Genomic DNA, 22,228 nt, shown 5'->3' on the forward strand with positions numbered 1-22,228 from the left:
CTCCAATTGCTGTGCCAATGCCTGCGTACGCATTCATTGTTGGGCGTGGACAAGCCGGCGCAGTTAGCCAAAAGCGCCGGCATTTAGCCGTGGATGACAGCCAAGGGAAAACACTGGCGCCCGCCCCTCGCCAATTTGTGAGGCGGCAGTACACTTCCCCGAAATCGCGAGCAAGCGATCACTCAAGTGCGTCAACGGTCCGCTGTCTGCGCTTGCCCATGGATGACAAACCTTTGGTAGATCGATCGATGGCGCCTCTCACCCGCGCAGCCTGCCTCACCAATTACCGCGAAGTGGCCAGCGCGTCGGGGCTCAATCCCGCGCGCATGCTGCTGGATGCGGGGCTCAATCCCAGCGTGCTGGACGAGCCCGATCTGATGATTCCCGTCGATGCCTTCAGCCGCTTGCTGCAGGCCTCGGCCGTGGCTTCGGGCAATGAGAGTTTCGGTCTGAGCATGACCCGCTCACGCCTGCTCTCCAACCTCGGCCCCGTGGGCTTGCTGATGCGCGATCAGGCGACGCTGCGCGACGCACTGAACATGCTCATGCGCTATCAGACGGCACTCAGCGGCACGCTGCTGATTGCGCTGGAAGAGCGCGACGGCATGGTGATGATTCGCGAGGCCGTGGTGGCCGGTCGGCACCAATCCACACGCCAGCGCGTAGAGCTGGCCCTGGGGGTGATGATGAGCATCATCCGCAAACTGGTCGACAACGATGATTGGCAGCCCCGGTGCGTGTGCTTCGAACATACGGCGCCGCGCGATCTGACCGTGCACACCCAGGTTTTCGGCCATGCCATCGAGTTTGGCCACACTTCCAACGGCATCATCTGCCACAAGGCGGACCTGGATACGCGCATCCCGTATGCCGACCCGGCCATGGCGCGCTACGCGCAGAAGCTGATCAACGACACCGTCCAATCGCCCAAAAGCCAATTGCTGGGCGATCTGCGGCGCACCATCTTGCTGCTGCTGCCCAGCGGGCGCTGCAGCATCAAGACCGTCAGCGAACACCTGGGCGTCAAGCCCCGCACCGTGCAGCGGCGCCTGGCCGAGGACGATCAAAGCTTTTCATCGCTGATCAACGACATGCGCAAGGAGCTGGTCACCCGCTATGTGCTCGAAAGCGACCGCTCCCTGAGCGAAGTGACGGAAATCCTGGGCTTTGCCACCGCCAGCAGTTTTTCCCGCTGGTACGGCGCGCAATTTGGCTGCAGCGCCACGGCAAGCCGCGCGCTGCAGGCCTGAGGCCTGGATTCTTCAGGCCGTCTTGAGCAGAAAGCCCTGGTTGGCGCCTTTGCGGTTCGGGGCAAAGCCGTTGGCTTCCAGGCTCTCCTCGACGGTGTCATACCACACGCCGATTTTGCAGATCGCGCGCGCTTCCTTGGCGGTCGCGATGGGCCGGCCGAACTCGCGCGAAATACGCACCAGCTGTTCAATCTGCGACACGCTGCTGGCCTTGCCGTTGCGCTGCTGGTTCCAGACACCGTCTTCGATGCCGCAACGCACATGCAGGCCCAGGGCAATCCCCATCATATTCACGGGCAGCACATTGCGCTGATTGCTTTCCACCGTCAGCATGGCGCCATTGGGCACGTCACGCAGCATATTGGCCAGGCTGTAAATGCTGGGCTTGTCCATGCCGCCGCTCAAGGCCACCCAGTTCATTGCCAGCGGTCCTTTATAGATACCGCGGCGCATCAGTCGCTCCACGGTTTCAAAGCTGTTGATGTTGTAGCACTGGAAAGCGCTCTGGATACCGGCCTTGTTCAGGCGGCGAATATGCTCTTCCACCCAGCCCGGACCCGAGGGAACAAACATTTCCTTGTAGGAATTGAAAAAGGCGTCGGAGCCACGCGACAGCCCGGCGTAATCCGCGTCTTCCGCGTGCTCGGTCACATTCATCAAGGTGGTGTTGACCGTCACCGTCACCTGGTCGGGCTTGGGGTCCAGCTCGGCCAGCATGTGGCGCGTGTCGTCGCTGAGCCACTTGGCGGCTTCGCCTTCGCCTTCGGGCGCAAAGCTGATGGAACCGCCCACCTGGATGATCATTTCCGGCACGCGGGCGCGCACGCCGGCAATCAGTTCATTGAATTTCGACAGGCGCTTGGAGCCCTTGCCATCGAGTTCGCGCACATGCAGGTGCAGGATGGTGGCACCCGCGTTATAGCAGTCGACTGCCTTCTGGATCTGGTCTTCCATGGTGATTGGAATATCTTCAGGAAAATCCGAAGGCAGATAACCAGGCGCGTAAGGCGCAGCAGTAATCACCAGGGGTTGCTGGTTTTCAGGGTAGAGGTGGCCGTCGAGAAAATTCATTATTTGTCTCCAGATGAAAATACGCCCAACAGACTTGGCCAGCGATGCCTCCGCCGCAGAAAAACAAGATAAACCCACATAAATCGCTATTCTTGCGATATTGGATGCATGCTTGTTTGCAGCAGAAAACATATACACCAACAAAATCCTGGAACGCTTTCACTGTAGGCCACAGGCGCACAAAAGCATTTGCCATAACGTGCGGCACACTGTTCATTTGGCGCCAATGTGCCAGGCTCCGCGCACAGCCAGCCACGCGCGAACCGCAAGCCACGGCGCATAATCCGCGTCAATGCCAACCGTTGGAGCAGCGTTTATGTCGTGGTGGTCATGGTCGCAAGCGGTGGATTGGCTTGCGACACAAGGCGTGCAGCCCGTGCTGGCCTGGCTGCACATAGGCACTGCGGCGGGCGATCCGCGTGAGATTGCCGAGGCCGTGCTCATCGCCGCGCTGCAATTGTTCCTCATCGCCGGCGTCATGCGTCCGCTGGAAAGCCTGCTGCCCGCGGAGCATTGGGAAGACCGGCGCCTGACCACGGTGGACCGCAACTACACCTTGCTGGTGCTGTTCGGGCTGCTGCCGCTGTTCAGCTTTCTGGTGCTGATGCCTTTCGCCGGCCTGCTGGGCGGCGGCCCGGCCGCCGAAAACGCCAGCGGCCTCAAGGCCTGGATTCCCTGGTTTGACGACCACCCGGTCGCCCTGTTCCTGCTGTACTACCTGGTCTACGATCTGGTGTATTACTGGATGCACCGCGCCCAGCACGCCATTCCCTGGTGGTGGGCGATGCACAGCATGCACCACAGCCAAAGACAGATGAGCTGCTGGACCAACGACCGCAGCAACTACCTCGACGGTGTACTGGAGGCTCTCGTCCTGGCGACCGTGGGCTTGCTCATGGGGGTGGAGCCGTCCGAATTTGCACTGCTTATGCTGGTCAGCGAGCTGGTGCAGAACTTCTCGCATGCCAATGTGCGACTGCAGCTCGGATGGCTGGGCCGACTGGGCGAGAAATGGATCGTCGGCCCCCGCTTTCACCGCCTGCACCACATGCTGCGCGACCCGGAGCAGCCCACGCTGCACAACTGCAACTACGGACAGGTGCTGCCGGTCTGGGATCGCCTGTTCGGCACCGCGCTGTACGGTGTGCCGCTGCGCCCCACGGGGGTCGGCGATCCCGCGGTCGATGCCGACAACGGCCGCGGCGTGATTGCCATGCAATGGCATTCGCTGCGGCGCTTCTGGGGTGCGGTCAGCTGCCGCGCGGGCTGGCGCCCGGGCGATGTGTCGTTCGGCCCGGGCAATGTGCCCATCCATGACGACGCTGCAGCACCTCCGACCGTGCACGCAGCGCGGCCGGAACAGGTCTAGCGCCGGCCGCGCGCAAAGGCCTCAGCCCAGGCGCGGCTTGACCTTGCTGGCCGCGAGCCGTGCACGCGCGCGCGCGACTTCCACGTCCTCGTGGCGCGCCAGGGCCACGCCCATGCGGCGCTTGATGAAGCTCTCTGGCTTGCCGAACAGGCGCAGGTCGGTGCCGGGCACGGCCAGGGCCTCTTCGACGCCGTCAAACACCATGTCCACACCGTCCACGCCGCCATAGATCACGGCGCTCGCGCCCGGGTTGCGCAGCGTCGTGTCGACGGGCAGGCCCAGGATGGCGCGCGCATGCAGCTCGAACTCGCTTTGCCACTGCGTGGCCAGCGTGACCAGGCCGGTGTCGTGCGGACGCGGGCTGACTTCGCTGAACCAGACGTCGTCGCCGCGCACGAACAGCTCCACGCCGTACAGGCCCAGGCCCGAAGGCTGGCCGTCATGGCCCTGTCCCAGGTTGTGGGTCACGGCCAGCGCAATCGCCTGGGCCTTGTCCAGCGCCGCCGGCGCCATCGCCTGGGGCTGCCAGCTCTCGACGTAATCGCCGCTTTGCTGCAGATGGCCCACGGGCGCGCAGTAATGCGTCTGCACCTGGCCGTCGGCGCCGCGCGCGCGCACCGTCAGCAGCGTGATCTCGTAGTCGAAATCGATGAAACCTTCGACGATCACCCGGCCGTGGTTGACCCGGCCGCCGGCCATGGCCACATCCCAGGCCTTGGCCACGTCCTGCGCGCCGTCGATCTTGCTCTGGCCCTTGCCCGAGCTGCTCATGACCGGCTTGACCACACAGGGGTAGCCGATCGCCGCCTGGCCGTCGCTGCCGTCAATCGCGGCCTGCAGCTGTTCCAGCGAGTCGCAGAAACGGTAAGGGCTGGTCGGCAAGCCCAGGGTTTCGGCCGCGAGGCGGCGAATGCCTTCGCGGTCCATGGTCAGGCGCGCGGCGCGCGCCGTGGGCACGACCTTGACCACGCCCGCGGCTTCCAGCTCTTCGAGCATGGGCGTGGCAATCGCCTCGATCTCGGGCACCACCCAGTCGGGCTTTTCCGCTTCGATCAGCGCCTTGAGCTGGGCCGGATCGCTCATGGCAATGGTGTGCGCCCGGTGCGCCAGCTGCTGGCCCGGCGCGTTGTCGTAGCGGTCCACGGCAATCGTTTCGACGCCCAGGCGCTGCAAGGCGATCAACACCTCCTTGCCCAGTTCGCCGCTGCCCAGCAGCATGACTTTGGTGGCGTGGGGGGAGAGCGGGGTTCCGAGGGTGGTCATGGCAGTCGATCCGAGAAGACAAGGGGGGCGAAGGAATCCGGCGGCGCCAGGCGTTGCATTCCCGCCTGCCGCGCGTCGGCAGCAGGCGTGATTTTTACGCATTTGCGGTGCGCCCGGCGCCAATCCCTGCGCTCCGGTGCGATTTCCCTCAGAGGGCCGGCGTGGTCGGTGGGGCCACGCGGACCTTGGACACGGCCTCCCAGGCCGAACCCGCACGGATCAGCGTGGCCTCGTCGAACTGGCGCGCCAGCATCTCGAAAGCCACCGGCAGGGCCGGAGCGTTGGCGGCGGGCTTGACCATGGCCGCGGGAATGGACATCGAGGGATAGCCGGTGAACGAGCCCAGACGGATGTTGTGCATGGCATCGGGCTGCTGGCCTATGGGCAGCGGCAAGGACTTCATGCCCGGGTAGATCAGCAGGTCATAGGACTTGCCCAGGGGCTTGCCATTGCCATCCAGGTTGTCGATGGCGCGGTCGACCCGGGAGCGCACGAACACATTGCGCGCGTCCACGTTGACGAAGTATTCGCGGCGCTGCTTTTCGTCGGAGTAGTCCTTGTCATAGTCCTTGAAATTCTTCATCGCCGTGCCGCTGGCCATGATGTCGGCATAGGAGCGCACATGCTGGTCCTTGTCGCTGGGCCAGCTGCCCAGGTATTCATTCAAGGCATGCTTGAACTCATAGAACGATGCGCTGGGGTAGGCCAGGATTTCCGGCAGATTCTGTACCGTCACCTCTTCGACCGTGGCGCCAGCCGAGCGCATTTGCTCCAGCGCGGCATCGATCGCCTGGTTCACCAACGGGTCCTTGCCGTACAGGCCTTTCACCACGCCGATGCGCATGCCCTTCAGGCCGCTGGCGTCGGCCAGGAAGCGCGTGTAGTCGCTGGCTGCGCCGGTCATTTCCTGGTACTGCGCGGCACTGGTCACCAGCGGGGCCTGGCGGTCCGGGCCGCTGCGGTGGCCGGAAGTGGCCTGGGCATCGTAGCCCACCATCACGGACAGCATGCGCGCGCAATCCGGCACGTTGCGGCACATCGGGCCGGCCGTGTCCTGCATGGGGGCCAGCGGCATGACACCGTCCTGACTGACCAGACGCAGGCTGGGGCGCAGGCCGATCAAGGCGGTGGTGGCCGAAGGCACGCGCACCGAACCACCGGTGTCCGAACCTATGCCCACCGTCGCGAAGCTCGTGGCCACGCCCACGGCGGTGCCCGACGACGAGCCACCAGGGCCCTTGCTCAGGTCATAGGGGTTCAGCGGCTGGCCGCCCAGCGTGCTCTCGCCGGTATAGGTCTGGGCAAACTCGGCCAGATTGGCCTTGGCAATGATGATGCCGCCGGCCGCACGGACCTTGCGCAGCACGAACGCGTCGTCGGGCGGCTGGCTGCGGGACAGCGACAGCGCCCCGGCGGTGGTGGGCATGTCGAAGGTGTCGATATTGTCCTTGGGCAGCACGGCCACGCAGTGCAGAGGACCGGTGAGCCGGCCGGTGCGGGCCTGCTGCGCGTCCAGTGCCGCGGCCTGGGCCAGCGCCTGCTGGTTCAGCGTGATGATGCTGGTGAGCTTGGGATTGCTCGCATATTTGCCGTGGTTGTCCTTGTCATAGGCCGCAATGCGGTCCAGATACGACGTAATGACCTGCTGGCAAGTGGTCTGGCCGGACAGCAAGGCCGTGTGCAGGCTGGTGATCGAGGTCTCGACCACGCTGAAAGGCGGGTTGGATGCGCTCTGGGGAGCGGGCTGGTGGGCGCAGGCCGTCAGCAGCGCAGTCCCGAGGACGAGGCTGGTGAACTGAAACCCGTGGCGTATGGACTTTTTCATCAAGGGACTTCCAGAAAAGGTGGCAGGAATGCGGTGGCTGATGCTTTGCAAAATGCGTGCCGGGTTGCGGTCGGCCGCGCACCGAGTCTCCGTGCCAGCGATATGCACAAAAAGAGGGCTTCCCAGCTTGACTGATTGAGTTTGTATACTGTATTCAGTATCCTTAAAAATGAATGCACTCCTGGCGACAGGCTGGCGTGGGGTGCGGGCTGCCGAGCCTGGCCGGCATCACCGGTGGCGGCGCTGCAGCCAGGTGAATTCCCGCTACCATCACGCGGTTCAAATTCATTTCTGGAGACAACTCAAATGGCGATTCAAACGGTCGGAATCATTGGCGCGGGCACCATGGGCAACGGCATCGCACAGGCATGCGCGGTATCGGGCATCAATGTGGTGATGGTCGACATCTCGGACGCCGCGGTGCAAAAAGGCCTGGCCACCGTGTCCGGCAGCCTGGACCGTCTGATCAAGAAGGAAAAGATCACCGAAGCCGACAAGGCCGCGGCCCTGGCCCGCATCAAGACCTCGACGCGTTACGAAGACCTGCAGGCCGCGCAGATCGTGATCGAAGCGGCGACCGAGAACTTCGCGCTCAAGGTGAAGATCCTGCAGCAGATCGACGCCCTGCTCGCCCCCGAAGTGATCCTGGCATCGAACACTTCGTCGATCTCCATCACCCAGCTGGCCGCCATCACCAGCCGCGCCGACCGCTTCATCGGCATGCACTTCTTCAACCCCGTGCCCATGATGGCGCTGGTGGAAATTATCCGCGGCCTGCAGACCAGCGATGCGACGCACGACAGCGTCAAGGAACTGTCCCTGCGCCTGGGCAAGAGCCCTATCACCGTCAAGAACGCGCCCGGCTTTGTGGTCAACCGCATTCTGGTGCCCATGATCAACGAAGCTTTCTTCGTGCTCGCCGAAGGCCTGGCCACGGCGGAAGACATCGACGCCGGCATGAAGCTGGGCTGCAACCAGCCCATCGGCCCGCTGGCACTGGCCGACATGATCGGCCTGGACGTGTGCCTGGCCGTGATGGAGGTCTACCTCGACCAGTTCGGCGACAGCAAGTACCGCCCCTGCCCGCTGCTCAAGGAAATGTGCGCCGCCGGCCGCCTGGGCCGCAAGACGGGCCAGGGCGTTTATAAGTACTGAGTCTCCAGGCTGAACTGCTGGTGCGCCAAGTCATAGCGCCCCAGCAGCTGCAAAGGCCCTGACAGCTCCAGCGCGTCGTAGCGCAGCAGGGCCAGCTCTGTCACCGGCAGGCGCAGGCGCGGCATGGGCGGCAGGCGGCGCAGGCGCCGGGCGACCACGGGCCGCGGCCAGTTCGCGCCGTACAGGCCCAGGGTCCAGTGCGGCACATAGGCCGGCCGCTGGCGCCCGCCCAGAGCGGCGTGCAGCGCCGCCACTCCGCCATCGGTGTCGTGCAGCTGCACGAAAGGCGCCATGGAAAAACTGCCCACGCCCGCGGTTTCCACCACGAAAGCACCCAACTTCAAGGCCTGCAGGGTCGCCACATCGCGCGCCAGCGCCTGGGGCGTGAAGTCGTCGGGCCGCTGGGCGTGATCGGCGCAGAACCCGCGTACGGCCAGCGTCACATGCGGCTGGCGCGCATAGCCCGGGCGCAGCAGGCCCGCGCAATGGGCGTGCAGCCGGGCCAGTTGCGCTGCCAGCGCCACATCCTCATGCCATAGCGCCCACAGGGCAAACCAGCGGCGCCCCCGGTGCCAGTCGGAGAAATCGGCGTCCACGCTGGCGATCGCCCGGCGTTCGGGAAAATGTCGGTGCAAACGGCGGCTCATGCGCATCGGCACCAGAAAAACAGGGCACGGCAAATCATGGCTGCCATTGTGCGCAATCCGGGCGCGGTCGCCTGGCCATCAGGAGGACAATAGCGCCCATGACCATGCCCTTATCCGCCACGCCGTCCGCCCACCCCTACGAACAGCTCACACCCGATGTGGTGCTGGACGCACTGGCGTCGGTCGGCCTGCACGGGGATGGACGCCTCACGGCGCTCAGTTCCTATGAGAACCGGGTCTACCAGGTGTTCCTCGAAGACGGAGAACGCGTGGTGGCCAAGTTCTACCGCCCAGGCCGCTGGAGCGCAGCGCAGATTGCGGAAGAACATGCGTTCTCGGCGCAGCTGGAAGCCGCGGAAATTCCGGCCGTAGGCCCCATGACCCTGCTGGGCGCGACCTTGCACCAGCATGCGGGCTTTGCGTTCTCGGTCAGCCCCTGGCGCGGCGGGCGCCGGCCCGAACTGGACGACTTCGAAGTGCTGGAATGGATTGGCCGCTTTCTGGCGCGCATCCACACCGTGGGCGCAACCCAGCCTTTTGCCACCCGCCCGACGCTGAACCTGCAAAGCTTCGGCCAGGATTCGCTGGACTGGCTGCTGACGCAGCGCATGATTCCGCTGGAAGCCGAAACCGGCTGGCGCACGGCCTGCGAGCAGGCACTGGCGCTGATCGCCAGCCGCGCCAGCTCGGAGGGCGAGCACGCGCTCTTCGGCCTGCAAGACGCGGCCAACATCCGCCTGCACGGTGACTGCCATCCGGGCAATATTCTCTGGACGCCCGTGGACGAAGCCACGGGCAGCGGCGGGCCGCATTTTGTCGATCTGGACGATGCGCGCATGGGCCCCGCGGTGCAGGACCTGTGGATGCTGCTGTCGGGCGACCGGCGCCAGCGCGCCCAGCAACTCGGCGCCCTGCTCGACGGCTATGAACAGTTCCGCGCGTTCGACCGGCGCGAGCTGGTGCTGATCGAGCCGCTGCGCACGCTGCGCCTGATCCACTACAGCGCCTGGCTCGCGCGCCGCTGGGAAGACCCGATCTTCGCGATCAATTTCCCCTGGTTCGGCAGCCCCGACTACTGGCGCGGCCAGACCGACATGCTGATCGAGCAGATCGAAGCCATGCGGGAAGCACCGCTGCCGGCCTGAGGCCTGCGCGCCGACCGCGCTACTGCATGACGCTCACATGGGCGCTGACCACGCGCCAGCCTTCGGGCAGGCGCAGCCAGGTCTGTGTCTGCCGCCCCACCTTGTCGCTGCCGGCCCGGGAAAATTCCAGATGGGTGGTGGCGAAGTCGCGGCCATAGGTGGTCAGCTGTGTGCGGGTGACGGTGCGCGCCAGCCCCGCGCCGGGACGCGTGGCGCGAAACGCCTGGATCTCCGCGTGGCCATACAGATTCTCGCCAGCGCCATAACGCATGGTGTGAGGACTGTGCCAGAACAGCCGGTCCAGTTCGTCAATCTGGTTGTGCACCAGTGCGTGCTCATAGCGACTGAAGGCCTGGGCTACTTCGGCGACGACGTCAGGAAGGTTGATCTCGTAAGACATGGGGTGCTCGATGCGAGTGGTCAGGGCGCGACTTTGCGTTGGGCCGCGGGCGGCAGGTACTCGGCGGTGTAGACCTGGGCGGCCGGCGGCACGGGAATGCTGAACGCCAGCGCGACTTCCTTGAGGGATTTTTCCAGCCGCACGGGATCGATCTGTCCCAGGCCGTGCTCGCGCACCCAGGGCGTCACGATGGACCAGTCGAGCGACAGCTGCAGGCGTTGCTGCTCGATCTGGCGGTTGAGGAGCGGGTCGCGCTGGTGCAGTACCGCGATCGCCGCAGCCGGGTCCTGGATGCTGCTTTGTATGCCTTCGACCACGCAGCGCGTCATGGCCTTGAGCGCGGCGCCGTTCTTCTGCGCGAACGTGCGCTTGACGACCAGCGCGCTGCCATAGAGCGAGGTGCCGTACTCCGGGTAGTGCAGGACCACGATGTCCTTGGCGGGAATGCCCACCGCCTGGGCGCCCATGTAGCCGGTGAACGATGCGCCGCTGATCGCGTCCGCGGTCTTGCGCGCGAGCATGGGTTCGCGCAGTTCCGGCGCGACGTTGATCCATTTCACCGAATCCGGGTCCAGGCCGTTGGCCTTGGCAAGCGCCGGGAACAGGCGGCGCGAAGCATCGCCTGGAGGCGCGGCGATGATCTTGCCCGCCAGGTCGGCCGGCTTGCGTATGCCCGTGTCCTTGCGCGTGATGATGGACAGCGCGGCGGCGTCATAGACCATGAAGAAGGAGATCAGCTGATCTTCGGGGTTCTTCTGCTTGGCGTTGTACTCGATCATCGCATTGATGTCGGCAAAGCCCACGTCGTAGGTGCTGGCGCCGACCTTGATGACCGTGTCGCCGGAGCCAAAGCCCCGATCCGTGATGACATTCAGCCCCGCTTTCTGGTAGCAGCCGTTGGCATGCGGGACGATGAACGGGGCTTGCGGCCCCTGCAGCACCCAGTCGAGCGCGAAGCGGATTTTCGTCGGCTCCTGCGCATGGGCGCCGCCGGCCAGGCAGGTCGCGGCCAGCAGCGCGGCAGCGCGCCGGGTGGTAAGCAGCGCGGCAGCGCGCCGGGTGGTAAGCATCGAACAAAGAGAGAACATCGTGGTCATGGCAGGCTTTCGGTGGGGAAACGACAAGAACGGCAAGAAAAATCAATGCGCGGCGCTGGCGGAGCGCGCGTCGAACAATGCGGTGGCGGGCGCGTAGCAGCCGCGCCCCATGAGCTGCGCGCCGCCGTCGGCGCCGAGAATCGCGAGGTTGACCAGCGGCGCAAGTCCGCTGTGCAGGATCCGCGCGGGATCGACCAGGCCGGTCAGCGGGTCGGTGACCCGCGCGCGGCGCGCCGCCGCATCGCCGGGCAGCGTGGCGCGCCATTCCTCGCACAGCGCCGGCGCCGCTGCGAGCGCCTGCCCGCCCAGCCCGCAGAAATCGAGCACCGCGCTGTCGCCAATCGCGCCCAGGGCAGGCGTCTGTTCGTGGCCCGCAAAGCGCGTGCCCTCGGGGGGCTGGGCGGGAATCACCTGCCATGCGCGCGCGCCGCGCAGCCGCAGGCCAAACGCCTGGCCGTTGCCGCCCACGGCAGCAATCGGCGCATCATCGGCACGCAGCCGCCAGGCCGCGGCGGCCATGAGAATGGTCAGCACAAAGCCCGGGCTGCCGGCCAGCAGTTCGTGCTCCTGCGGCGAAAGACCGTGCAGACCCGCGAGCAGCGCCTGGTTCGCCGCGCCGGTGCGTGCATGGCATTCGTCGCCTTGCGCCAGAGCCTGTTCGACGACCGGGCCCAGGGCCAGGGGGCGCGAACGCAGCAGCGGCGCCAGCCGCTGCAGGCCCAGCCCGGTGATGGCCCGCAGCCGCTGCAATGCGCCGGCGTCGCTGCTGCCGAAACGCAGTGCCGGCGCAGGTCCCTCGATCAACGGCGCCCAGGCGCAGGTCTTGCCATCGCCGACGACCGCCAGGGGCATGGAGGCCGACACCACTTGCGCCAGCGGGGTGACCAGGCCATGGTCCTGCGCGGGCGCGAACTGCACCGCACCCGTGGCCAGCAGCGTCCGGGCCGCGGCCGCGTCGGGCGCCAGCCCTTCGAACAGCAGGGCCTGGATCGCCGCTTGGCGCACCGGCGCTGGCGGCGGGCCGACGAACGGCGGGCCCGCGTGCAGCAGCAGGTAGGGCGCGAGTTCAGGCATGGCCTGGGCGCGCGTGGTCACATCGCGCCAGCAGGCCGACGCGAACGGCCGGGCCCAGCGGGCGAAATCAGCAGAGGCCGGGGCGGTGTTTTCTGGCATGGTCGGCTCCTAGAACGCGGCAACGCTGCCGTCCGAGCGCGGATCGAACCCGCCGCTCAGGCTTCCCGAGGTTTCACGCACGATGCAGCCGGCATGGCCGAACGTCTCGTCAAAGTCTGCGAGCACTTCGACCGGGTGGCCGCGCGCGCTCAGCGCGCGCACCGTCTGCGCAGGAAACCGGCCTTCGAGCTTGAGCGTGTCACTGCTTTGGCCCCAGGTGCGGCCCAGCAGCCAGCGCGGCGCCTCGATCGCGGCTTGCGGGTCCAGGCCATGGACCATCGTGCGGGTGAAGACCGCCGACTGGGTCTGCGGCTGGCCGTCGCCGCCCATGTTTCCGTAGACCATGGTGCGGCCGTCCTTGAGCAGCGCCAGCGCCGGGTTCAGCGTATGGAAAGGCTTCTTGCCCGGCGCCAGCGCATTGATGTGCGTGGGGTCCAGCGAGAAGGAGGCGCCTCGGTTTTGCCAGTTCACGCCGCTTTGCGCGAGCACGATGCCCGCGCCGAACTCGTGGTAAATGCTCTGGATCATGGAGACCGCATTGCCTTGGCTGTCGATCACGCCCATCCAGATGGTGTCCGCCGGTCCCTTGCCCTGGCCCCAGGCCGCGGCCTGGTCCATGTCGATGCGCGCGGCCATGTCGTCCAGGGCCTGGGGCGCCAGAAAGCTCGCCGGGTCCACCGTCATGCAGGCCGGGTCGGTGATGCAGCGATCGCGCACGGCGAAAGCCTGCTTCACGCACTCCGCCGCCGCGTGCACATAGTCGGCGCCCAGGTGATCGAAGCGTCCGACGTCCAGCCTGTCCATCAGGCCCAGAATGATCAGCGACACCAGCCCTTGGGTCGGCGGCGGCATGTTGTAGACCGTGCCCGCGCTGTGCGCCAGTTGCAGCGGCGTGCGCAGCAAGGCCTGGTGCCGCTGCAGGTCATCGAGCGTCAACGGGCTGCCGGCCCAGGCCAGATCGTGCGCCAGGCTGCGTGCGAGATCACCGCGGTAGAAGTCGTCCAGGCCGGCGCGCGCCAGCTGCTCGAAAGTGGCGGCCAGGCGCGGCTGGGTGAACAGCGCGCCGACCGCGGGCACGGCGCCGCCCGGCAGGAAAGCATCCGCGAAACCATGCACGCCGGCCAGCTCCTGCTGCCTGGTTTGGGTGTTGCGGTGCTGGCTGCGGGTCACGGGAACGCCGTGGCGCGCGCCGTCGATGGCATCGGCCAGCAGCCGCGCAAGCGGCAGGCGGCCCGCCAGACGCGTGCGGCTGATTGCCAACGCCTGGTCCCAGCCCGAGAGCGTGCCGGCGACCGTGATCGCCGCACTGCCGCCACGAAAAGGAATGGCCAGACCCGCGTACTGGTCGATGCCAACGCCTGCGGCGCTGGCCCCGCAGGCGTCAATGCCCACGACTTCGGTGCTGCCGCCCGAAGGCATGCCTATGAGCCAGAAACTGTCGCCGCCTATGCCGTTCATGTGCGGGTAGGCGACGGCGATGGTCGCTGCCGCCGCCACCATGGCTTCGACCGCATTGCCACCTTCGCGCAGCACGGCCAGCGCCGATTGGGAGGCCAGGGCATGTGGAGCCACGGCCATGCCGCGGCGCCCTCTTACGGGTTGTGTCATCGGGATATCTCCAGAGTTTGCAAGGTTTGGCCCAGGTCCCGCGCGGCAGCGAGCACCCGTTCGTCATCGCCGCGCGCGCCCATGACGGACAATCCGACGGGCGCGCCGTCAACGCGCACCCAGGGCAGCGAGACCTGCGGCAGACCGGCCAGACCGGCCATGCACAGCAGCTGCTGCGAGCGCTGGCGCACGTCGTCCACGCGCGCCGCGCCATCGGTGCGCGCGGGCGCGGCCGTGGGCACGGTCGGCAGCACCAGCAGCGTTGCGGGCGCAGCGAAAATCCCGGCTAGCACGCGCGCGGCCTGCACTCTGCGCTGCTGCGCCTGGGCGACCGCTTCAGGTGCAATGCGCGCCGCGCGTTCGAAACGCTCGCGCACATCCGCGCCCAGCGTGCCGCCGTGTTGCCGGAACCAGGCACCATGCTGCTGCCAGATTTCCGCGGCCTGCAGGGTGCGCAAAGCATCGGCCCAGTCCGCGAGGTCCAGCGCCTCGGCCACAGGACGCACGCCAGTGCCCGCGGCCTGCATTGCAGGCAACAGCGCCTGCCACGCCGAGCGAATGCCGTCATCGAGCAACGCGCTGACTTCAGCGCTGTGCCGCCACTGCACGCCTTGGCGCAGGCGCTGCGCGAGGTCTGCCGCCGGCGCCGACGCTGCGAGCTGCTCGAACGCCGCGGCCAGCGTCGCGCCATCGCGCGCGAACCAGCCGACGGTATCGAAGCTGTGCGCCAGCGTGAAACAGCCCTGGGTCGCGATGCGCCCATGGGTGGGGCGCATTCCCCACAGGCCGCAGTAGCTCGCGGGCAGACGCACCGAGCCGCCGCAGTCAGTGCCCAGCGCGATGTCGGCATCGCCCGCAGCCACGGCCACGGCAGACCCCGAAGAGGAGCCACCTGCGAGGCGCTCAGGGCAGGCCGGGTTGAGCGGGCTGCCGTAATGGGCGTTGCTGCCCGCCAGGCTGTACGTCAGCTCGTCGGTCACGGTGCGGCCCACGCAGACCGCACCCGCATCGAGCAGCCGCTGCACGGCCAGTGCATGGCGCAAGGCAGGTACCTGCGCGTCGCGCCACACGGGACTGCCGGCGCCGCAGCGCAGGCCGGCGATGTCGAACACATCCTTGACGGCCAATCGCAGTCCGCCCAACGGCCCGCTGGCGTCGGCCGGCGCTGCGGGCAGCCCGTCGTCGCCTTCCTGCACGAAGGCGCCGTGGTGCCCCGCGCGCAGCAGCGCAGGCGCGGCGTCAGGCGAATGCGTCACTGGAGGCCTCCAGGGGCTGGGGAAGAATGGCGGCGTTGGCATCGAAACGCTGGCCGGCGCGCAGGCAGAACGCGGGCGTGAGCATCTGCGTGGTGGTCACTTGCGTGCCTTCGTTGTCGCGCAGAATCCAGTGCCCGCGCGCATCGTTGAGCACGCTCACGTCGGCCACGCCACCGACTTTCAGCGTGCCCAGCTCGCCTTCCATGCCGACCATGCGGGCCGCGTTGCGCGTCACCATGGCCACGACATGCGCCAGAGGAAGGCCCAGCGCCAGCATGCTGGTCATGGCCGACACCAGACTGAAGCGCGTCTTGCCCTTGAACATATGGTCCTCTTCATCGGGATGGCTGTCGGGCGTGCCCGGGGGCGCGGCCACCTGGGTGTTGTAGCCATGCATGTCGGCGCCCAGCGTGTCGGGAATGACGCCCGCGTTGAGCACGATGCGCGCGGTCTTGTAGCTGAAGTGGGAACCATGGCCGACGTCGATCTTCAGGCCCCGCTGTATCGCTTCATGGACCAGCGGATGCAGCTTGCCGTCGAGTTCCACGAACCCGCCCGGATGGCGGCTGAAGGGATGGGCCAGGATGTCGCCCGGCTTGAGCATTTCGACCACCTGGTTGAAGATCGAATCCGGATTGACCGGCAGGCAACCCGCTTCGGGCTTGGGCCAGAGCTGGCCGAAGTGGATGTAGACCGGCAGCTCGGTCTCGCGTCCGATGCGCGTGGCAATGCGCATCACGTCGACGCCCCAGCGCGCAAAGCCGCCAATCTCCGCATGGGCCTTGAGGCCGCGCACCACATCGCGGTTCTCGCGCGCCGCACGCACCGTGGCTTCCACGTCCAGGCATTCGGGTCTGTAGAGCTCCGGGTAGTAGTGGCCTTCGAGCCCGCCCACAAGATAGGCAGAGAGATAGGCCAGAACCCGCGTGCTGGACGGCTCGACCACATACTGGCGAAAGCCCGGCAAGGTGATGCAGCTGGGCCCGCCCTGGTCCACGAGCGTGGTGACACCGGAGTGCACGCCACACATGTCGGGATTGAGACCGAAGCGCCCGGTCACGCCCTGGTAGACATGTCCGTGGGTGTCGATCAGCCCCGGCAAGACCAGCTTTCCCCGGCAGTCGATTGTTTCGACATCCGCCGCTACTTCGCTGCCCAGGTCCTTGCCGATGGCGGCAATGCGATCGTCGACGACGAGCACATCGAAAACGCCGTCGCGGCCCATCGTCGGGTCTATCACCCGCCCCCCTGTCAAAAGCATGCTGCTCATAGAATCTAGCTGGCCTCGGGACCATTGCAAGTTGAATATAAGTGGTGTACCGCATAAATTGTGCCAGCGTGGTTTATCCAATTTGGTGCACCCTTGGGGGTAGACTTGCGGCATGAAAACCGAAGCTCCCAATGCGTCGTTGCGTGCGCAGCTGGACGACTATTACCAGCGCTCCGCCCTCTTTTCGCGGCCAGGATTCCTGCTGCGCCGACTGCACCAGATCCACACCGGCCTGTTCGCTCAGGAGACCGAGGAACACGGCGTCACGCCGGTGCAGTACAGCGTGCTCACCATCCTGGTTTCACTGGGCGAGATGGACCAGAACACTCTTGCGCTGGAGATCGGCCTGGAGCGCACCAGCGTCGCGGAAGTGCTGCCGCGGCTGGAAGCGCGCGGGGTCGTCGAACGGCGTCAGTCCACGCGCGACCGGCGGGTCAAGCTGGTGCGCGTCACACGCAAGGGCCGCGCGCTGGTCAAGCGCATGGAACAGGCCGCGCAGCGCGCCCATGACCGCACCATCGCACCGATCCCCCCCCAGGAACGCGAGCTATTCATGCTGCAATTGAGCCGCCTGGTGGAAGCCCACAACGACACCAGCATGGTGCCCTTGCGCATCCGCTGAAAATAAAGGGGGTACACCCCGTTTTGGTGAATTTCCCGCTGCGGATTCGCCAGAAATGTGCAGGTCGCCCCTGCGCTGGCGATGGCAACCTCCTCCATCCCCGCCAACTATGTGGTGTACCTCACAGTTGCTTGCGCTGATTTCCTTTGTGGCGCAATGACTTGCATCAACCCATCGATGCGCTCTTGGAAAATGTGGCACGACTGTTGCTTTGACCGGATAAGCAGCCTGCCAAACGGCTGCGAATGCGTGGGGATACGACGTATGCCAACCTGGGAGCGCCTGCCGTCATGCCGACGGTTTCACCAAGGCGATTCCTGGCGATATATGTGGTGTACCACTTATGTGAATCGAGTGCTGCGCCGCTGATGGCGGTCAGCCCTTTCGTCAAGTCACTGCTACCAAGGAACCGTCCATGATGATTACCCAGAACTTGCGCACTTTGCTGGCCACCGCGGCTCTGGCGACAACGGCCGCCCAGGCCTTCGCGCAGGACACCATCAAGATTGGTGTGACCATGCCCCTGACCGGATCGGTCGCGGCCTCCGGAACCTATGTCACCAATGGCGCGCGCATTGCCGCGGAGGTCATCAACCGCAAGGGCGGCGTGCTCGGCAAGAAGCTGGAACTCGTCATCGAGGACAACAAGTCGAACCCGCGCGAAGCCGTGAACTCGGCGGAAAAACTCATTCTCAAGGACAAGGTGCCGGTGATGATGGGCGCCTGGAGTTCCACCTTCACGCTCGCAGTGATGCCAAAGCTGGTGGAGTACGGCGTGCCCATGGTGGTCGAGACCGCATCGTCGGGCAAGATCACGACCGCGGGCAATCCGTGGATCTTCCGCATCAGCCCCACCTCGTCGATGGAGTCGCTGGCCTTTGGCAAGCAGCTCGACAGCTTCTCCCCGGCGATCAAGAAAGTCGACTTCCTGTCGGTCAACAACGACTGGGGCCTGGGCGCCACAGCCGCCTTCAAGAAGATGCTCGAAGCCAAGGGCGTGACCGTGGGCCGTGCCGAAACCATGGCGCCCGATGCCACCGACCTGTCGGCGCAACTGGCCGCGCTGAAGAACACCGGCGCGGACACGCTGATCGTGACGTCCGGCATCGAGCAGCTGACGCTGGCCATTCGCCAGGCCGGTGAGCAGCGCCTGGCGCAACGCATCATCACCACGGGCGGCTCCTTCCCAGAGCCCCTGCTCAAGACGCCGGGTCCCAAGGGCTATGCCAGCCAGCACCTGCTGTTCTTCGCGCCCTGGGATCTGACGCGCGCCAAGTACCCTGAAGTGGCCAAGGAGTTCGCCGACGCATGGACCGAACGCAAGTGGGACCTGCCCGGCCAGTCCGAAGGCTTTCGCGGCTACGACGCGATCCTGACCATCGCCGAGGCGATCCGCATTGCCGGCAAGGCCGAGCCCGCGGCCATTCGCGACGCGCTGTGGAAAGTCAAGGTCAAGGGCGTCAACGGCGACATCGCCTTCGCGAAAGACGGCCCGGCCGGCAAGGAAAGCGGCCAGAACGAGGCCAGCGTCTATGTCGTCGAGCTCAAGGACGGCAAGGTCCAGGTCAAGTAAGCAACGTCCATTGCACGGCCGCAGCTGCTGCGGCCTGCGGAGCACATCGTGGATCAATTCTTCCAACATCTACTGAACGGCCTCGTGCAGGGGTCCACCTATGCGCTGCTGGGGATTGGCTTGACGCTGATCTTCGGCATCATGAAGGTGGTCAACATGGCGCACGGCGAGCTGTACACCCTGGGCGCCTACGTCGCCTATGGCTTTGTTTCCGTACTCGGGCTGAATTACTTCGGCTCGGTGCTCGTGGCCGCGGTGGCCGGCCTGGCCATAGGCGCATTGATCGAATGGATGCTGCTGCGCCGGCGCAATCTGGCCGCGATGGACGAGGTCATGCTGATCATGATCGGCGTGATGATCGTGCTGCAGAACGCCGAGCTGCTGCTCTGGGGCGGGGTCGCCAAGGCCGTGCCGTCGCCGTTCTCGCAGGAGCCCATTGTGCTGGGCGCGGTGTCGGTGTCGCCGATCCGGCTGTTCGTGCTGGGCACGGCGCTGGTGCTGCTGGTGTCGTTCTACCTGCTGATCGAACGTTCGCGCCTGGGACTGGCGATGCGCGCCACCTTCCAGGACAGGGACGCGGCCAAGATCGTCGGCGTGAATGTCTCGCGCATCTACACGCTGACGTTCGCGCTCGGCTCCTGCCTTGCCGCCGTGGCCGGGGCCTTGCTGGCACCGGTGTTCGTGGTCAACCCGACCATGGGCGACCTGGCCAGCCTCAAGGCCTTCGCCATCGTGATTCTCGGCGGCCTTGGCAACCTGCTCGGCGCAACGCTGGGCGGCTTCGCGCTGGCCTTGATCGAGGAGTTCGGCGCCGGATACATCTCCACGGCCTACCGTGACGCCATTGGCTTCCTGGTGATCCTGATCGTCATGGTCCTGCGTCCCCAGGGCTTGTTCACTTCCAAGGAACGGGTGGGTTGACCATGAATGCTTCCCAATCTTCTACTTTGACCTTCATCGGCGTGGCCGTGGTGCTCGCGGCCTTGCCCCTCTGGTGGCCTGACCCCTATGTGCTGTCCGTGGTCGCCTCCGCGGGCATCTTCATCATCGCGGCCATCAGCCTGAACCTGCTGCTGGGCTACACCGGGCAACTGAGCCTGGGACATGTGGCCTTCTTCGGCGTCGGCGCCTATGCGACCGCCTTGCTGTCCCTGGGGTTTGACCTGTCCCTGCCCGGGCTGGACCAGCCCTGGGTGGTCGCGCCCCAGCCGGTGTGGCTGGCCTTCGCCAGCGCCGTCGCGCTGGCCGGGCTGTTCGGCTGGCTGATCGGGCAACTGGCGTTTCGCGTGCGCGGCGCCTACTTCGTGATCGTGACCATCAGCTTCGCGCAGGTCATGCGCATGGTGGCAGTCAACTGGGTCGACCTGACCGAGGGGCCGATGGCGCTCAACAACATTCCGGCGCTGACCTTCTGGGTGCCCGGTGCGGGCGTGATCGATCTCGTCAGCAAGGCCAGCACCTACTGGCTGGTGCTGGCGGTGGCGCTGCTGTCGTATCTGCTGGTCGCGGCGCTGGTCCACAGCCGCGTCGGCCGGGCAATGATTGCGCTGCGCGAGAACGAGACCCTAGCGCGCTCCATGGGCATTCCCGTCACGCACTACCTGCGCATCGCCGCAGTCGGTGCGGCCGCGATCGCGGGTGCGGCCGGAGGCCTCTACGCCCACACCGTGCGCATCATCGACCCCGACGTCTTCATGTTCATGTTCACGATCACCATGGTCATCATGGTCATCGTCGGCGGCAAGGGAACGCTGTCGGGCCCGGTCATCGGCGGCCTGCTGTTCGGCTTGCTGCCCGAGCTGCTGCGCGGCTGGCTCGCGCCCGAAGTCCAATGGATGCTGTACGGGGCGCTGATGGTCGTGATCCTGGTCTTCATGCCGCGCGGGATCGTGCCGGCACTGGCCCGCAAACCTGCGCGCCACGCAAGCAGCACACGGCAATCCACACCCGTTCCCGACGCGGCCGTCGCCAAGGAGGGCGTATGAACTCCCATGCCAAAGCGGTGACCACACCCGAGGAAGTTCTGCGGCTCGAAGAGGTGACCATGCAGATCTCCGGCCTGACGGCCGTGGACCAGCTGAGCTTCAGCGTCACCGCCGGACAGATCGTGAGTCTCATCGGCCCCAACGGTGCCGGCAAGACCACGACATTCAATGTGATTTCGGGCTATATGCGCGCCACGTCCGGCCGGGTCCGGCTGTTTGGTGAGGACGTGACGGGTCTGTCGCCGGACCGCATTGCCCAGCGCGGTCTGGTGCGCAGCTTTCAGCGCACGAGCGTGTTCGCCGGCTGCACGGTGTTCGACAACATCCTCACGGGCCTGCATCTGCGCGGCCGCGGGGGCGTGCTCCAGGCCTTGCTGCGCGGCGGCGCCTTCCGCCAGGAAGAGCAAAGGCTGCGCGCCGAAGCCCACGAGATCCTGGAGTTCGTCGGCTTGCGCGCCCGTGCCCAGGAATTGGCCAACGGGCTCTCCTATGGCGAGCAACGCCTGCTGGGCGTGGGGCTGGCCCTGGCCGCGCAACCGCGGGTGCTGCTGCTCGACGAGCCGGCCGCGGGCCTGAACCCGTCGGAGACCGAAGCCTTCAAGCACATGGTGCGCCGGATTCGCGACCGGGGCGTGACCATCTTGCTGGTCGAGCACGACATGCACATGGTGATGTCGATCTCCGATCACATCATCGTGCTGAACCACGGCAAGCTGATCGCCACGGGCGCGCCCCAGGCCATCCAGCAAAACCCCGACGTCATTCGCGCATACCTTGGAACGGGGATTGAACGTGCTAAAGCTTGAAAACATCAGCGTGCGCTACGGCGCAACCCTGGGTGTGGATCGCATATCGCTGGAAGTGCGCGAAGGCGAGCTCGTGACCCTGATCGGCGCCAACGGCGCCGGCAAGTCCACCTCCCTGCGCGCCATCAGCGGGCTCGAGCCGCTGACCACCGGCCGCATCACTTTCGACGGCCACGACATCGGCGGCGCCATGCCGGCCGAGATCATCGAGCGCGGCATTGCCCACTGCCCCGAAGGCCGGCGCGTCTTTCCCCAGCTGAGCGTGCGCGAGAACCTGGAAATGGGCGCCTACCGCCGCCTCGACCGGCAGCGCGTGCGCACGGACATGGAACGCATGTTCGACCGCTTCCCGCGCCTGCGCGAGCGCAGCGGCCAGGCGGCCGGCACGCTGTCGGGCGGCGAGCAGCAAATGCTGGCGATTGCGCGCGCGCTGATGGCGCGCCCGCGCCTGGCCATGTTCGACGAGCCCTCGCTGGGGCTGGCGCCCAACATCGTGCAGATGATCTTCGAGTTGATCCTCGAAGTCCGGCGCGAAGGCACGACGGTGCTGCTGGTCGAGCAGAACGCCTACGCCGCGCTGGGAATGTGCGACCGCGCTTATCTGCTGGAGAACGGACGCATCGTCACTTGCGGCAATGCCGCCGACATGCTGGCCAACGAAACCATTCGCAAGTCCTACCTCGGCGGCTGAGCGCACGCCCTTCTCCCCTCCT

General features: G+C 66.1%; 20 protein-coding genes. 10 read left to right on the top strand and 10 right to left on the bottom strand.

Features of this window, described 5'->3' with window-relative positions:
* Window positions 1–248: 248 nt before the first annotated feature.
* On the top strand, window positions 249–1,250 hold the full coding sequence (locus N0K08_RS07410) for an AraC family transcriptional regulator (RefSeq protein ID WP_261499477.1): 1,002 nt from the start codon (window positions 249–251) through the stop codon (window positions 1,248–1,250).
* Between the two features lie 12 nt (window positions 1,251–1,262).
* Here N0K08_RS07410 and N0K08_RS07415 read toward each other — a convergent pair whose 3' ends face one another.
* Window positions 1,263–2,321 (bottom strand): BKACE family enzyme, encoded by a 1,059-nt coding sequence (locus N0K08_RS07415; protein WP_261499478.1) that lies wholly within the window; start codon window positions 2,319–2,321, stop codon window positions 1,263–1,265.
* Between the two features lie 316 nt (window positions 2,322–2,637).
* On the opposite strand from N0K08_RS07415, the gene N0K08_RS07420 reads away from it, so the two are divergent.
* Window positions 2,638–3,690: a sterol desaturase family protein gene (locus N0K08_RS07420; RefSeq protein ID WP_261499479.1), complete on the top strand. Its 1,053-nt coding sequence runs from the start codon at window positions 2,638–2,640 to the stop codon at window positions 3,688–3,690.
* Between the two features lie 21 nt (window positions 3,691–3,711).
* Here the strand turns inward: N0K08_RS07420 and purT are convergent, their stop codons facing one another.
* Both purT and N0K08_RS07430 read right to left on the bottom strand, forming a co-directional pair.
* The gene (gene purT, locus N0K08_RS07425) at window positions 3,712–4,953 is read right to left on the bottom strand and encodes a formate-dependent phosphoribosylglycinamide formyltransferase (RefSeq protein WP_261499480.1); all 1,242 of its coding nucleotides are present in this window, start codon (window positions 4,951–4,953) and stop codon (window positions 3,712–3,714) included.
* A 148-nt stretch (window positions 4,954–5,101) separates the two neighbouring features.
* Window positions 5,102–6,778, bottom strand: coding sequence for an amidase (locus tag N0K08_RS07430; protein ID WP_261499481.1), 1,677 nt, complete (start codon window positions 6,776–6,778; stop codon window positions 5,102–5,104).
* Between the two features lie 306 nt (window positions 6,779–7,084).
* Here N0K08_RS07430 and N0K08_RS07435 point away from each other — a divergent pair, with 306 nt between their 5' ends.
* Window positions 7,085–7,933 (top strand): 3-hydroxybutyryl-CoA dehydrogenase, encoded by an 849-nt coding sequence (locus tag N0K08_RS07435; protein ID WP_261499483.1) that lies wholly within the window; start codon window positions 7,085–7,087, stop codon window positions 7,931–7,933.
* On the opposite strand, the gene N0K08_RS07440 is transcribed toward N0K08_RS07435, so the two are convergent.
* On the bottom strand, window positions 7,921–8,568 hold the full coding sequence (locus tag N0K08_RS07440; protein ID WP_261499485.1) for a 2'-5' RNA ligase family protein: 648 nt from the start codon (window positions 8,566–8,568) through the stop codon (window positions 7,921–7,923). The two genes, N0K08_RS07435 and N0K08_RS07440, sit on opposite strands and share 13 nt — an antisense overlap.
* A gap of 110 nt (window positions 8,569–8,678) precedes the next feature.
* Between N0K08_RS07440 and N0K08_RS07445 the strand changes: the two genes are divergently transcribed.
* Window positions 8,679–9,725, top strand: a complete 1,047-nt coding sequence (locus N0K08_RS07445) for a serine/threonine protein kinase (RefSeq protein ID WP_261499486.1) — start codon at window positions 8,679–8,681, stop codon at window positions 9,723–9,725.
* Window positions 9,726–9,744: 19 nt separating this feature from the next.
* Here the strand turns inward: N0K08_RS07445 and hpxZ are convergent, their stop codons facing one another.
* The 6 genes from hpxZ to N0K08_RS07475 all read right to left on the bottom strand — a co-directional run bounded on the left by hpxZ (window position 9,745) and on the right by N0K08_RS07475 (window position 16,529).
* The gene (gene hpxZ / locus N0K08_RS07450) at window positions 9,745–10,125 is read right to left on the bottom strand and encodes an oxalurate catabolism protein HpxZ (protein WP_261499487.1); all 381 of its coding nucleotides are present in this window, start codon (window positions 10,123–10,125) and stop codon (window positions 9,745–9,747) included.
* A gap of 20 nt (window positions 10,126–10,145) precedes the next feature.
* Window positions 10,146–11,195: an ABC transporter substrate-binding protein gene (locus N0K08_RS07455; RefSeq protein WP_261499489.1), complete on the bottom strand. Its 1,050-nt coding sequence runs from the start codon at window positions 11,193–11,195 to the stop codon at window positions 10,146–10,148.
* Window positions 11,196–11,264: 69 nt separating this feature from the next.
* Complete coding sequence (locus N0K08_RS07460) at window positions 11,265–12,395, bottom strand: DUF1116 domain-containing protein (RefSeq protein WP_261499490.1); 1,131 nt, start codon at window positions 12,393–12,395, stop codon at window positions 11,265–11,267.
* 9 nt (window positions 12,396–12,404) lie between these two features.
* Window positions 12,405–14,003, bottom strand: coding sequence for a gamma-glutamyltransferase family protein (locus N0K08_RS07465; RefSeq protein ID WP_261499491.1), 1,599 nt, complete (start codon window positions 14,001–14,003; stop codon window positions 12,405–12,407).
* Window positions 14,000–15,259, bottom strand: a complete 1,260-nt coding sequence (locus N0K08_RS07470; protein ID WP_261499492.1) for an amidase — start codon at window positions 15,257–15,259, stop codon at window positions 14,000–14,002. The genes N0K08_RS07465 and N0K08_RS07470 overlap by 4 nt, the downstream gene beginning before the upstream one ends.
* The gene (locus N0K08_RS07475) at window positions 15,243–16,529 is read right to left on the bottom strand and encodes an amidohydrolase/deacetylase family metallohydrolase (protein ID WP_261499493.1); all 1,287 of its coding nucleotides are present in this window, start codon (window positions 16,527–16,529) and stop codon (window positions 15,243–15,245) included. The genes N0K08_RS07470 and N0K08_RS07475 overlap by 17 nt, the downstream gene beginning before the upstream one ends.
* A gap of 112 nt (window positions 16,530–16,641) precedes the next feature.
* Between N0K08_RS07475 and N0K08_RS07480 the strand changes: the two genes are divergently transcribed.
* The 6 genes from N0K08_RS07480 to N0K08_RS07505 all read left to right on the top strand — a co-directional run bounded on the left by N0K08_RS07480 (window position 16,642) and on the right by N0K08_RS07505 (window position 22,206).
* Window positions 16,642–17,151, top strand: coding sequence for a MarR family winged helix-turn-helix transcriptional regulator (locus N0K08_RS07480; RefSeq protein ID WP_261499494.1), 510 nt, complete (start codon window positions 16,642–16,644; stop codon window positions 17,149–17,151).
* 415 nt (window positions 17,152–17,566) lie between these two features.
* Window positions 17,567–18,724: an ABC transporter substrate-binding protein gene (locus N0K08_RS07485; RefSeq protein WP_261499495.1), complete on the top strand. Its 1,158-nt coding sequence runs from the start codon at window positions 17,567–17,569 to the stop codon at window positions 18,722–18,724.
* A gap of 48 nt (window positions 18,725–18,772) precedes the next feature.
* On the top strand, window positions 18,773–19,645 hold the full coding sequence (locus tag N0K08_RS07490; protein WP_261499496.1) for a branched-chain amino acid ABC transporter permease: 873 nt from the start codon (window positions 18,773–18,775) through the stop codon (window positions 19,643–19,645).
* 2 nt (window positions 19,646–19,647) lie between these two features.
* Window positions 19,648–20,709 (top strand): branched-chain amino acid ABC transporter permease, encoded by a 1,062-nt coding sequence (locus N0K08_RS07495; protein WP_261499497.1) that lies wholly within the window; start codon window positions 19,648–19,650, stop codon window positions 20,707–20,709.
* Window positions 20,706–21,515, top strand: coding sequence for an ABC transporter ATP-binding protein (locus N0K08_RS07500; protein ID WP_261499498.1), 810 nt, complete (start codon window positions 20,706–20,708; stop codon window positions 21,513–21,515). The genes N0K08_RS07495 and N0K08_RS07500 overlap by 4 nt, the downstream gene beginning before the upstream one ends.
* On the top strand, window positions 21,502–22,206 hold the full coding sequence (locus tag N0K08_RS07505; RefSeq protein WP_261499499.1) for an ABC transporter ATP-binding protein: 705 nt from the start codon (window positions 21,502–21,504) through the stop codon (window positions 22,204–22,206). The genes N0K08_RS07500 and N0K08_RS07505 overlap by 14 nt, the downstream gene beginning before the upstream one ends.
* The last annotated feature ends 22 nt before the right edge of the window (window positions 22,207–22,228 follow it).

It is taken from the genome of Acidovorax bellezanensis (assembly GCF_025421555.1).
Classification (GTDB): Bacteria; Pseudomonadota; Gammaproteobacteria; order Burkholderiales; family Burkholderiaceae_C; genus Comamonas; species Comamonas bellezanensis.

Coding starts and splice junctions, on each gene's coding strand:
- N0K08_RS07480 (WP_261499494.1), top strand. CDS start 16,642: ATGAAAACCGAAGCTCCCAATGCGTCGTTGCGTGCGCAGCTGGACGAC.
- N0K08_RS07430 (WP_261499481.1), bottom strand. CDS start 6,778: ATGAAAAAGTCCATACGCCACGGGTTTCAGTTCACCAGCCTCGTCCTC.
- N0K08_RS07475 (WP_261499493.1), bottom strand. CDS start 16,529: ATGAGCAGCATGCTTTTGACAGGGGGGCGGGTGATAGACCCGACGATG.
- N0K08_RS07415 (WP_261499478.1), bottom strand. CDS start 2,321: ATGAATTTTCTCGACGGCCACCTCTACCCTGAAAACCAGCAACCCCTG.
- N0K08_RS07410 (WP_261499477.1), top strand. CDS start 249: ATGGCGCCTCTCACCCGCGCAGCCTGCCTCACCAATTACCGCGAAGTG.
- N0K08_RS07435 (WP_261499483.1), top strand. CDS start 7,085: ATGGCGATTCAAACGGTCGGAATCATTGGCGCGGGCACCATGGGCAAC.
- N0K08_RS07500 (WP_261499498.1), top strand. CDS start 20,706: ATGAACTCCCATGCCAAAGCGGTGACCACACCCGAGGAAGTTCTGCGG.
- purT (WP_261499480.1), bottom strand. CDS start 4,953: ATGACCACCCTCGGAACCCCGCTCTCCCCCCACGCCACCAAAGTCATG.
- N0K08_RS07460 (WP_261499490.1), bottom strand. CDS start 12,395: ATGCCAGAAAACACCGCCCCGGCCTCTGCTGATTTCGCCCGCTGGGCC.
- N0K08_RS07485 (WP_261499495.1), top strand. CDS start 17,567: ATGATGATTACCCAGAACTTGCGCACTTTGCTGGCCACCGCGGCTCTG.
- N0K08_RS07455 (WP_261499489.1), bottom strand. CDS start 11,195: ATGCTTACCACCCGGCGCGCTGCCGCGCTGCTTACCACCCGGCGCGCT.
- N0K08_RS07495 (WP_261499497.1), top strand. CDS start 19,648: ATGAATGCTTCCCAATCTTCTACTTTGACCTTCATCGGCGTGGCCGTG.
- N0K08_RS07465 (WP_261499491.1), bottom strand. CDS start 14,003: ATGACACAACCCGTAAGAGGGCGCCGCGGCATGGCCGTGGCTCCACAT.
- hpxZ (WP_261499487.1), bottom strand. CDS start 10,125: ATGTCTTACGAGATCAACCTTCCTGACGTCGTCGCCGAAGTAGCCCAG.
- N0K08_RS07445 (WP_261499486.1), top strand. CDS start 8,679: ATGACCATGCCCTTATCCGCCACGCCGTCCGCCCACCCCTACGAACAG.
- N0K08_RS07420 (WP_261499479.1), top strand. CDS start 2,638: ATGTCGTGGTGGTCATGGTCGCAAGCGGTGGATTGGCTTGCGACACAA.